The sequence below is a fragment of the Mesorhizobium sp. M1A.F.Ca.IN.022.07.1.1 genome (assembly GCF_003997575.1).
In the GTDB taxonomy this organism is placed as follows: Bacteria; Pseudomonadota; Alphaproteobacteria; order Rhizobiales; family Rhizobiaceae; genus Mesorhizobium.
Genome location: NZ_RZST01000186.1, coordinates 1 through 11,583, shown reverse-complemented (window position 1 = coordinate 11,583; position 11,583 = coordinate 1). Strand labels below are relative to the sequence as shown.

Below are 11,583 nucleotides of genomic sequence, written 5' to 3'. Positions count from 1 at the left end.
GTCTGCTGTTGCAGCAAGCTCGAGCCCGCCACCGAAGGCCGAGCCATTTAGCGCAGCGATAAGAGGCACCCGAAGTCGAGCTAGCGCGTCGAAAACACGGTGACCTTCGCGGACCCAGTCCTCCCCCTCATTTGCTGGGCCGTTCTCAGTTCGTTGATTTCCTCATACTCACCGCCGCGCCTCATGATTGACCATGCGATACGAGCCATCTTGTTGGCAAGAGCCACGGCGACAACCTTTGGCGGCCGGCGACGCAACAAGCCGCCGATCCAGCTCGACCCGCCATCACGGCGAACATATCGCAGCACCGATGTTGCACCAAGAATGAGCAGTTGCCGGATGTATCGATTTCCTTGCTTGCTGATACGACCGAGGCGCGTCTTGCCGCCAGACGAAGTTTGTCGCGGCACCAAGCCCAGCCAGGCGGCGAAATGTCTCCCTGATCTGAAAACCTCCGGGTCAGGAACGATAGAAGCGAGCGCTGAGGCTGTGACAAAGCACACTCCAGGAATGGTCTCCAGCCGGTAGGATAGATCGTTTCGGTAATGCCAGGAGACCAGTTTCTTTTCGATCGTCTGAAGTCTCTGTGTCAGGTCGCACACCAGCTTCGCCAGTGCTTCGAGCACGAACCGGGCAAGTTCCGGTAGGTCGGTGCGCTCGCCTTGCGCGAGTTCCCGGGTGACGCGGGTCATCTGGCTGATCCCGGCCCCAGTGGAAATGCCGAGCTCGGCGAGATGGGCACGGATCGAATGCAAAAGCATCGTCCGCTGCTTGACGAGCAGAGCTCGTGAGCGATGCAGCATAGCCGCTTTTGCTGTTCGACCGATTTGATCGGCACGAAGCGCATCGTCGGGCGCATCACTGCCTCACAGATCGCCTCTGCGTCCGCGGCATCGTTCTTCTGTCGCTTGACATAGGGTTTTACATAGGCCGGCGGCATAAGCCGCACGTCGTGCCCAAAGGCCGAAAGTTCGCGCCCAATAGTGAGCAGTCCCGCATGCTTCCATCCCAATCCGGCAAGGTGCCAGTTGCTCAAAGAACTTCAACATCTGCTGGCGTCGCAACTGGCGCCGGATAACGACTTTGCCTGCGCCATCAATCGCATGAATCTGAAACACCGGCTTCGCAAGGTCGATGCCAACGGTAGAGATCTCTTCCATTCGAACGCTCCCGGTTTGTCCATCCTAACCGATGCCAACCTAGCACCAGCGGAGCGGGAGCCTTCCATCCCATCGATCAGGAGCAGATCTTGCGCTGACCCCAAGTAGCCGCTTACGCCGGGCCGGCGCCCAGTCCTTGGCAGAGCGGCCAGATCACTCACGAACAGGCGATCTCGGCGACCGGCAATCCGCGCCTGCGGACGGCGGCGATTGAACTGGCTTGGTTGTGGCGGCGTCACCAACCCGATTCAGTCCAGAGCCGCTGGTTCGGGGTCAGAACAAGAGTAGTGCGAAATCGTACGTTAAGGCGAACGAAGCGGGAACTCTAGGCAGCCCGCCGCAACCAGCTGGAAGGCGAAGCGACCGGAAACCTTCCGGCAGATGCTGCTCGCTATCCCAGGTGTAGATGCCTGTCAGATTGCTGTACTCCCAGCTCAGCGGCGAGATGTGCTTGAGCAGATGATCCGGAATCTCGCGACGCACGTTGCGTAAGTGGGTGACGGCCCGTTCGATGTAGACCGTGTTCCAGTGCACGATCGCGCTGATGACGAGGTTGAGGCCCGAGGCGCGGAAGGCCTGGCTTTCGAACGATCGGTCCCGGATCTCACCGCGCTCGTGGAAGAAGACGGCGCGCTTCAGCTTATGTGCCCCCTCACCCTTGTTGAGGCCGGCCTGGCAACGCCGGCGTAGCGCTGGACTTGAGTACCATTCGATCATGAACAGCGATCGCTCGATCCGGCCAAGTTCCCGTAGCGCCTTTGCGAGCTGGCTTTCCTTCGGTGATGCTGACAGCTTCTTAAGGATTGTAGACGGCACCACTGATCGCGTCGTGATTGACGCCGCCAGATGGAGCAGATCGTCCCAATGGTCGAGAATCAGGGTGGCGTTGATCGGCGCGCCAATGTGGTTCGACAGCGCTGGGTATGTATCTCCTTTCTCGAACGTGTGGAAGAGGTTGCGTAGCCGAGGTGCAAAGCGTTTGCCGATCAGAGCGAACAGTCCGAAGACATGGTCGCTTGCACCGCCCGCATCGGTGAAGTGTTCCTGGATGTCGAGGATCATGTCCTGATCGAACAGCCCGTCGAGCACATAGGCTGCCTCGCTTTCGGTCGGGCTGATCGGCAAGATGCTGAAGTAGCCGTACTGATCTGACAGATGGCTATAGAACTTCGAGCCCGGCTCGCTGCCGTAGTGCAGATTGACGTCGCCGCGCTTCGCCGCTCTATCGCTCGCGCGAAAGAACTGCCCGTCGGATGACGCGGTCGTTCCATTGCCCCAAAGTCGGGCATGCGGGTGACGAGTGTGCGCATCGGTGATGCATGCTTGCGCCGCGCGATAGGTCTCCGACCGGGCGTGGAACGTGCGCATCCAGCCGATCTGGTGAGCGCTGATGCCCTTGGATGCGCTCGCCATCCGTTTCGGACCGAGATTGGTTGCATCGGCCAGCACGCCGGCCAGCATTGCTGAGGCATTTCTAGGGACGTCGCCTGTGCGGACATGCGTGAAGTGGTCCGTAAAACCGGTCCAATCGTGCCCTTCCCTCAACAGGTCGGGAACTTCAACCATTGGATACATATCGCTGATCTCGGCATTCAGTTCCTCGGCGGCGGCAGGAACTTCGCCAGCGGTCGGCGTGACGACTAAGGTGCCGGCCTCAAGGCGAACACCTTCGAGCTTCCCTGACCGTGCTCTGTGCGCCAGGCGCTTCAGGTTGAAGTCGAGCATCTGCCGCGCTTCGGCCAGCCACTTTGCGCCGTCAACCTGGATGCCCAATCCGAGCCGATCCTCTTCCTTCATTGTGGTGAATGTCCACCGCGGCATCAGATGCTCGTCGAGCGGCCGGAACGATCGGCTGCCGTCGACCCAAATGTCAGCAGAGCGAAGCCAGTCTCGCAAAGCCGCTAGCGTTGCAATCTCATAGAGCCGGCGATCGGACTTCTCCTGCTCGAAGATGAGTCTTCGATCGGCCTGGCTGAGGTGGTGACCGGGACGCGATCCGGGAGTGTCCGACGGCTCTCCGCATACAGGCGTTTCAGCAGCGAAATTGCCGCAAGAAGCGGATCGTGTCGCCGCGCCGATTGGAACGTGAACGCCCGCAGGAACGCCCCTGCATACTTGTTGACTGTCGCACATTGCTCGGCCGCCAAGGCCAAGGGCGACGCCTCGTTGTCATCGACCATCGATTCGAGCTCAGGCTTCATGCGGAGCAGCCGATGCCAGCCGACCTTCTGATCTAGAACGTCCAACGCGTTCCGACCATAGTCGTTGGCGGACTGCAGGGCAGTGATCGTGTTGAGGAACATGCGCAGCGCTTTGGCGGCATCCGGTCTGCAGTCCATGTGTCGCTGCTTCTTGCGGTTATTGGCTTGCGAGAACAGGCGACCCATCAGCTTGATAAACATCGACACTGCATCGTCGGTGAGCTTCTGGCCGAGCTTGATAACCTGCGCCACGATCAAAGCGTGCCGGCGACTCGCATTGAAATCGTTGGCCAGCCATGCCGGCGTGGCGTTCCCTTCACGGATCATCTGGTCCCACCGACCCGAGCAAATCCGCATCTGCAATTTCGGATCGATCTCCAGCGTGCGCAGGAAAGCGATCCGTTCTGTCAGTCCGACCAGGTTTGACGCACCTGGCGCTTCGGGTGCCGAGCGCAGCCAATGAAAGCGGGTTTGGCTGATCGCCGGATCAACCTCCAACAGCCTATCCAATGATTGAAGCGTATCGACCGAGATTTCTTCGAGCAGCGCTCTTTCTGCCCGTCGACGAGCAATGGCGCGGGCGGCAAGACCAATGCGTTCGATCGTGTCGATGGCGGGCAGAAGAGACCCACGTTCACGAAACGTCGCGACAAGGGAACTGGCTATCGCAGCACCGTCGTCGGACATCGTGGCCCTTTGAATCGCAGCCAATAGAGCGGCTCGACGGTCTTGCCCTGTCGCGCTTCTCGTATCCAGATACACCATCAAGCGGGCCGTGTGGTCGCGGCGGGTTTCTTCACGGCGCGCATACAGTGCGAAAGTATCCAGGTCGACGCCGATCTGTTCAGCAACGTACTTTAGCATTGCGCGAGGCGGAATTTCGTCGAGCCCTAGCACTCTGCCTGGATATCGCATCAGACAGAGTTGAACGGCGAAGCCAAGCTGGTTGTGCTCTCGCCTTCGCAGTCCAACTTCAAGCCGATCGGCCGGCGACAACGAATAGTGTCGGATTAGGCTGTCCTCGTCAGCCGGCACATCGAAGAGCTTCGGTCGTTCTTGAGCCTTGAGAAGCTTCCGTTTACCCATCGCCCGACTCCGTGCACCACCAATAGGCTAGGAGCTTTGTCGAGTCGGGAGCGCGAATAAATCAAATCTGGCCCGATGCGATGGCAGTCCACAGGGATCGTATGCGCCGGTTTCCGTACTACGGCACAGTTCACGTGCCGTTCCCCGTTAGCGTACGATTTCGCACTGCTCTTGTTCTGACCCCATCCGGTCGGCGAGCAGCTTCTTCAGCTTCGCGTTCTCGTCTTCCAAGGCTTTCAGCCGTTTGGCATCGGAGACGTCCCATCCCGCCATACTTCGCCTTCCAGTTATACAGCGTCGCCTCGGAGATCCCATGCTTGCGCGCCAGGTCGCCCGCCTTTGCTCCCGCCTCATGCTCACGCAGAACCGCGATGATCTGCTCTTCCGTAAACCGCTTTCTCTTCATCACTCCGTCCTTCAATCGAGGCCGGACTCTAATCTCAGATGGAGGAAATTACCCGTGGCAGGTCACATCCATGATGCCTTGGATCTTGCAAGCATAGGGCAGAAATAGTCTCTTCCTCGGCAGTCGGTTGAGTTTGCCGTTATGCCGCCTGCCCTATCCCCAAATTAGATCGAAGGTCGCGGCGGCCATCACGGCGCCGACGACGCCTGCCTTGCTGAAGCTGGTCATGACCTCGTCGCAGCCAATTCGCGCAGTCGCCGGCACGAACGCTGACATTCTTTGCTCGTGAAAACATAGTTCGGGATGCGCGTGAATCTCGCGCACCATGCAACAATGTCTGAGCTGAGGTCGGCGACACAATTTTGGAGGGACATAGGAATTTCTTTCATTGTCCAAAGCTGCCTCGCGTCTTTTTAAGCCATCCCTTGTGGAAATGTGAACACTGAGCGTCAGTACAGCGCTGGCGCGAACGAATTCTTCAGTGGCACCGGGCCCTTAGGGCTCGGGACGGCGAGCGAAATCGCAATGGCCGACCAAAGCACGAGTTGCGTGACTATCGCGCCCCACAGAGCAGCCCTTCATCCTTGGAAAGTCCGGGGGGAAAAGCGAGCCCAGGAATGAAATAATGTAAGCTTCGGCCCCCCTCTAAGTGTCTCCCGACCAAGGTCGGGGAGACATTTAGCGTATTATGGCGCATCTCGCCTAGATCTCAGGCCTTGCAGAGCTCGGCTGCCGTGGTGCCGTCCGGGAGGTTGATTTTGGTGTAGCCGTATTTGCCGACTGACTCCATCATTTCTTTGGACCCGATATAGTCTTTTAACGCCGCGTTGAAGGCGTCGACCGTAGCCTGCTGGTTGGGCAGGAAGGCGAGGGCCGGATACCCCTTGGGACTATCGGGAAGCAGCCCGGTTACATCCATACTGGCGTCCTTGGCGGCGAACTCCCTCATGGTGAAGAAGTCGCCTACACCCGCGGCCGCGCGGCCAGCCTTCACGGCCTGCAGGACCTCTGCGGATCCGGCAACCTGTAAAATCTTCTCATCGGCGATGCCGGCCTTGCGAGCATTCTGAACGTCGTCCCAGCCCGCGCCCGTGGCGACGGTCAGACCCTTCTCGCGCAGATCCTTATAAGATTGCAGGTTCTGCGGATTGCCCTTCGGAACAATGAGAGCTGCACTGAGAACAGCGAGCGGCTCGGTGAACAGCACGTTGCGGCAGCGATCTGGCAGGATGTACATGCCGCCGGTGATGATGTCGAGGCGATCGGCATGCATGCCGGGGATGAGCGAACCCCATTCGGTCACAACCGGCTCGACCTTGGCGGTGCCCAGCTTTTTGAGAAGGTCCAGCGCCATTGCGTTCACCCAGCCGAGTGGCTCGTTGTTTGGCCCCGGAATGGAAAATGGAGGTTCGTTCGAGAAGCCAAGCCGGACTGTTTCGCCGTGTTTGATCTTGTCCAGCAGCGACTGAGCCGACGCAGACCCAGCGAACGCTGCCGTCGCGAGGGCCGCCATACCCAACGCAGCCACGTTCAGAAATACACGTCTGAAAAGATTGCTCCTAGTCCCCAAGCATCGCCACATGTTCATTTGAAAGTTCCTTCCATTGCGCTTGGCCGCTGGTCCCGCCGGATGACGTTGTGGAGAGGACGTCGAGCCAGTGCTTTTACATGGACCAGAACGCGGCAGTTTCCCGTCTCTGGCAGGCTGAAAGTCACGTCGCGACATCAGGAGAACTTCTTTCTCGAGTCGAATGTCTGACAGCTTTTCCCGCCTAGTAAAAATAGCAGCCTTGCAGACCACGATTATGCGGAATTTCACTAATGCGCGCAGGAAATCGGCGATTTTGACGTGCTGTAGGACGCTGTTGAACGCCTGAGGTGGGGTCCCTCGACAGTTGATCGTTTTGTAAACGGCAGGGCGTGACCAGACACTACCCCCAGAGCGTGCGTTGCCTCACTCTCCTGTAAGCCGTGCGTGATGGGCAAAGCTAAGCGCAACCACCATCGGACGGGAGCCGCGGCAGTCATTGGACCAGCCGTGGCACTTTCTGCAGGAGGCGTGGCCCTTCCGGGTAGCCCAGCACCGACTCGTCAGCCTGGCAGCAGGCTTGGCAAGCGGCGCGCTTCCTTGCTGTTCGTGGGGGCGTCAAGGTACTCGGATCGCTGGGACTTGAGGGAGCTATGGCAAGCTACTCTAGTTTCACCGTTAACGTTGCTGATCCGAACTGCGGAGCGTCGATCACGTGCGACGCGTGGTGCATGTCGGTATTGCAGAAAGCTTCGAGATAGCGTCATTTAGGCGAGGGATGCCGACCGCAGCACCCCGGAGCCGGCAGATCCGTCTGAACGCGGAAAACTCTTGCCGCTCGGGGTGGTAGCGTGAGGGGCTCGATACGGCGTCGACAATCGATCTACGGCGAATGCGCTGCTCCAGCGAACCCGACGTCATCGCCGGGCCCGCTACCATCCTTGTCTGATCGTGAGGGTTCGAATTGTCTCTAGTAACTGAGCATAATCTTTTGGTAGATTTCGACCGCTTTAGTCACTTGGTCTATTTCCACGTATTCGTTGGCGGTATGAGCCTGATCGATACTCCCAGGCCCCAGAATGACGCAGGGAATGTTTGCCAACGAAAGCTGGCTTGCATCCGTGCCATAAGGAACCCCAAAGGGCTTGCCCGTTCCTGCGACTTCTGCACATGCCTTAGCCGCCACTGCGGCGATTTTCGTGCCCTCCGCACTCGGAGGTGCTGGATCTTCCAAAGCAGGTAGCAAAGAACGCACGTTGATCTTATCCGGACCTTGGCGCAGCTTTTCCAGTATGTTCTCAACTTCCTGAAGGGCATCCGCCGGTCGCTCTCCCGGCGTGAGTCGTCTATCGATCCAGACACGACACGATGGCGGTACGGTCGCCAATTCTACCCCTCCTTCAATCAGGGTAATTGTGAGCGTTGGGGGGCCAACCAACGGATGCACCCGTTGGGACAAAGTCTCATTGATTTTGTCGAGCGCCAGAATGACCTTTGCCATTCCTGTAATCGCGTTCACTCCCAGATGAGGCTTGGAACTGTGAGCGGGCACACCCTCAACCTCAACCTGCCAGCGAACCGAGCCCTTATGTGCGACCACAAGCTCCAAATCAGTCGGCTCACCAACAACCGCAGCGTCGTATGAAACACCTGATTGAGCAATTGCTCGCGCCCCCTTCTTCCGATACTCCTCGTCAACACTTGCAGCCAGGACGATCGTGGCTCGGGGCTTACGTTCTCCGAGCGTGGTGAGAGCCATCAACATCGCGGCCAACGGGCCCTTGTCGTCACAGCTTCCTCGCCCATATATCCGCCCTTCCCATTCTTCAGGAGAAAAAGGGTCTGCCACCCAATTATCGACAGGTACCGTGTCCATATGCGATATGAACAAGACGCGCTTGGAAGGATCCTGCCCTGGCACCCAGGTAAAGAAGTTCGCACGGCCGTCCGTGACTTCCTGATACTCATACGGTAGGTTCCGCTCCCGGCAAAAAGCCTCGAGAAACTCGGCGATCTTTTGCTCTCCGCTTCCCTTTGCTGAGGCTGACGGGTTGATGCTCTCAATTCTGATGAGTTGCTTGAGAAGTTCGACCGTTTGTGTGCTTGTGGACGACATAAATACTCCTATCCCTCCTTGAGAATGCAAGCTTGCGGCTATGCCAGCCAGTGCTTTGCCAGAGCGACGACTTGGTCAGCATCGTCTGCAGTGTTGTAAAGATGAAGCGAAAAGCGCAGCATTCCCCGGCGGACCGAGACGATCACCTGGTTCTTCAACAAATGCTCGTGAAGCGAATGAATGCGGCTGTCGGCTTCGCGCGAACCAGCAAGTGCTGCTGGATTTCCGAGAGCAACAATACTTCCGGTGTGATTGCCTGGTTCCCCGCCGCAAACGGGTAGCCCGAGATCTAACAGGCCCGATGCAAGCCGTCCTGCAACCGATGTCGCGCTTTGTTCAATTGCCAACGTGCCGATTTCCATCAGCTGTCCGATTGATGCGTGGACCGCTATTACGCCCGGGAAATTGTAATGGCCAATTTCAAAGCGCGGCGCCCCGGCGCGCAATTTTACCGAATCGAATATGGGAGCCGATTCTGGTGCATCCCCGAGATCGACACTAAAGCGCGCGAGGTAGGCAGGGCTCAGGCGATCGGCCCATTCTCGGCGGCAATACAGAAATCCCAACCCATAGAGCCCCATTAACCCCTTGTAAGACGATGCCACCAAACCGTCGACACCAAGCCGAGTGATATCGGTATCCAAAATACCGACGGACTGCGACGCGTCGGCCAAAAGAAAAGCGCCAACCCGCTTGCAAGCTTCAGCAATCGGCTCCATCACCGTCTTGAAGCCTGGCACCATTGTGACCGTCGATAGTGTGACGATACGAGTGCGAGAATCGATGGCCTTGGTAAGAGCATCGCACGGAATTGCACCGCTATCAGCTTCTACAATGCGAAGTTCAATTCGATGCTTGTCCCTGATTTGCAGCCAAGGCAAGATGTTGTTGGCGTGCTCCAATTGCCGGCACAGTACAACATTGTCTCCGGGCCTCCAATCAATCGCGTTTCCGATTATATTGATGCCTTCCGAAGCGTTCTTCGTGATAGCGATTTCATCTGTTTCGGCCGCGATGAATTTGGCGAACCTGGAGCGAGTCCGCTCGACAAGTTGCATCATTCTTTCTTCGTCATTCAGGCCATTCAGTCTATTGTCGAGGTGCTGATCCATAGACGTTCGGGTCGTTCTGGATATAAGCCCCTGATTTGCAACATCCATGTAAATGGCGTTTTCAGTGGCCGGAAACTCCTGTCGAAGGAGGTCCAAGGGCAGAAAATGGTTTGTCATGCTCGTTATCAGATCCGTGTTCGTGGGTTGAGAATGCAAAACCTACTCATGATGCCCAATTTCTACAGTTATGAGTCGAAATTGCCATTTTAAGGAGCGGTCGAGCCACCTTGCGGGCGACCATACCATTCAGCCGAATTTACAAGGACAAGAGGTTCACCACCGAGAGGCAAATGCCTTTCGGTGATCAGATCATTTTATGGCTTGATCATTGTGGAAGTCAGGCTAATATCGCGCTAGGCAAGCAGTTTTTCTGCGCGAAAATGTTATTTTTTGCAGTGATCGTGAAATGGACCTGGATCGAGTTGATCGGAAGCTTCTCAACGCCGTGCAGCGCGACAATCGCCTTACGACAGCCGAATTGGGCGACCTCGCGGGCCTTTCTGCGACCGCTTGTCAGCGGCGACTGAAGCGACTGCGCGATGATGGTGTGATTGAGGCTGACGTTGCCATAGTCTCCCCACAAGCCGTGGGTCGTCCCATGCTCATGCTGGCGTCTATCAGTCTGGAGCGCGAGCGGGTAGATATCATTGATCGGTTCAAGCAAGCGGTCCGGCGCACGCCTGAGATCATGAGTGCGTATTATGTAACGGGCGAAGCCGATTTCGTTCTCATGATCTCTGTGCGGGACATGGCCGAGTATGAGGCATTTACCCGTCGATTTTTTCACGAGTCTGATATCAAGGCAGTCAAGACGATGGTCGTGATGGACCGGATCAAGGCATCATTAGCTTTGCCTATTGAGGAATAGTGCCGGCACTGCATCCGGGTTCGCGCTGTTTGCGGTTTTCGAGTCATCCGGAAAAGCTGCGTTCATCCGGTGATCACCCAGCCGGGCAAGGCTCGGCTGAGGCACTAATCGCCGGTGGCGACCTTCTTGGCAGGCAGGTCCATTTCCGGGCGGTCTCCTCACAAGGTGCCGCTGCAAAGGCAACGAAAATCTCCGGCAACGGGCCGTTGCGCGGTCAAAGTCTTGCGGGGTCCGGCACATCGCTGAATATATCCAGGCAACTTCCGATCATCCAGAGGTCCATCATCATCGCGGAACTACGGCACAAGAAGGGTGCTGCTGCGCCGAAGCGATCTGACGATGCGATGCGTGCCGAAGCCGTACCCCGGATCCTGTCTCTGCTCGTGGAACAGTTCCGCCACCGGGTGAGGGGAGGGTGAGGGGTGGCTGAGCTCGACCGGGGGATGCTCGGCGCGCCAGGGATGATGGAAGCCAAGCGATTGATGACCATCCCTGCCTAAAGCCGACAAGCGCGACTGCCGTTGCGCGTTGGCGCCTTCTGCCAAGACTTTCAAGAGATGACGCGACTTCGCGGCATGGCTCGGCCTCACGCCGCTGCGCCACGAGTCGCTGGCTGGCAAGTCAGTGGGCGCCGGCGAGAGCTGCGGATTTCAACCATAGGTGACCTGCCCTAGCTCTGAGGCAACAAGAAATTTCGGGCAGCGTTGCAGAGGACAACAGCGCCTATCGACAGCGCCTGTTCATCGACTCGAAACCGTGGATGGTGAAGTGGATAGATCGCTCCGAGCTCCTCGTTGCGGATGCCCAGCCGGAAATAGACCGACGGGCACTTCTCGCTATAGAAGGCGAAATCATCGGCTGCGGTCCAGCCCGGCGCGCTCAGCATGTTGTCCTGCCCCAGCAGGTCGGCACCGGTTCGGCGGATGATCTCGACCATGTCAGGGTGGTTGATGACCGGCGGTTCGCCACGCCTCAGGTCCACCTCGGCACTGGCATTGTGGCTTGAAGCGAGGCCCTCAACGATCTGCCGCAGCCTCTTCCAAGCATGCTGGCGGGTCGATTCATGCCCGCTGCGGACCGTGCCTTTCAGCCTCGCCTCGGCGGCG

Annotated in this window: 6 protein-coding genes and 5 pseudogenes; 2 read left to right on the top strand and 9 right to left on the bottom strand. The window is 57.9% G+C overall.

Translation table 11 applies throughout. From position 1 onward, the window contains the following. Positions 1–117: pseudogene (locus tag EOA75_RS20095) on the bottom strand (enoyl-CoA hydratase-related protein); the annotation flags it as partial. Beyond that, positions 81–1,160 (bottom strand): annotated as a pseudogene (locus tag EOA75_RS20090) (IS110 family transposase). The pseudogenes EOA75_RS20090 and EOA75_RS20095, both read right to left, overlap by 37 nt. A 101-nt stretch (positions 1,161–1,261) precedes the next feature. Between EOA75_RS20090 and EOA75_RS20085 the strand changes: the two are divergent. Next, a pseudogene (locus tag EOA75_RS20085) lies at positions 1,262–1,429 on the top strand (transposase); the annotation flags it as partial. Between the two features lie 4 nt (positions 1,430–1,433). Here EOA75_RS20085 and EOA75_RS20080 read toward each other — a convergent pair. From EOA75_RS20080 to EOA75_RS20060, 6 genes and pseudogenes are all read right to left on the bottom strand, one after another. Next, positions 1,434–4,447, bottom strand: a pseudogene (locus tag EOA75_RS20080) (Tn3 family transposase). Between the two features lie 183 nt (positions 4,448–4,630). Then, positions 4,631–4,853: pseudogene (locus tag EOA75_RS20075) on the bottom strand (transposase); the annotation flags it as partial. Between the two features lie 153 nt (positions 4,854–5,006). Next, positions 5,007–5,180, bottom strand: coding sequence for an amidohydrolase (locus tag EOA75_RS34130; protein WP_164747462.1), 174 nt, complete (start codon positions 5,178–5,180; stop codon positions 5,007–5,009). Between the two features lie 382 nt (positions 5,181–5,562). Then, positions 5,563–6,441, bottom strand: a complete 879-nt coding sequence (ehuB, locus tag EOA75_RS20070; protein WP_348628671.1) for an ectoine/hydroxyectoine ABC transporter substrate-binding protein EhuB — start codon at positions 6,439–6,441, stop codon at positions 5,563–5,565. Positions 6,442–7,351: 910 nt separating this feature from the next. Continuing rightward, complete coding sequence (locus tag EOA75_RS20065; protein ID WP_127324978.1) at positions 7,352–8,497, bottom strand: M20 family metallopeptidase; 1,146 nt, start codon at positions 8,495–8,497, stop codon at positions 7,352–7,354. Between the two features lie 38 nt (positions 8,498–8,535). Further along, the gene (locus tag EOA75_RS20060) at positions 8,536–9,726 is read right to left on the bottom strand and encodes an aminotransferase class V-fold PLP-dependent enzyme (protein WP_164747461.1); all 1,191 of its coding nucleotides are present in this window, start codon (positions 9,724–9,726) and stop codon (positions 8,536–8,538) included. A 289-nt stretch (positions 9,727–10,015) separates the two neighbouring features. Between EOA75_RS20060 and EOA75_RS20055 the strand changes: the two genes are divergently transcribed. Continuing rightward, entirely contained in the window at positions 10,016–10,477 is a 462-nt protein-coding gene (locus tag EOA75_RS20055; RefSeq protein WP_127324977.1) for an Lrp/AsnC family transcriptional regulator, read from the top strand. 670 nt (positions 10,478–11,147) lie between these two features. On the opposite strand, the gene EOA75_RS20050 is transcribed toward EOA75_RS20055, so the two are convergent. Further along, positions 11,148–11,583 (bottom strand): M20/M25/M40 family metallo-hydrolase (locus EOA75_RS20050; protein ID WP_127324976.1); only part of this gene is annotated, 436 nt, incomplete at its 5' end.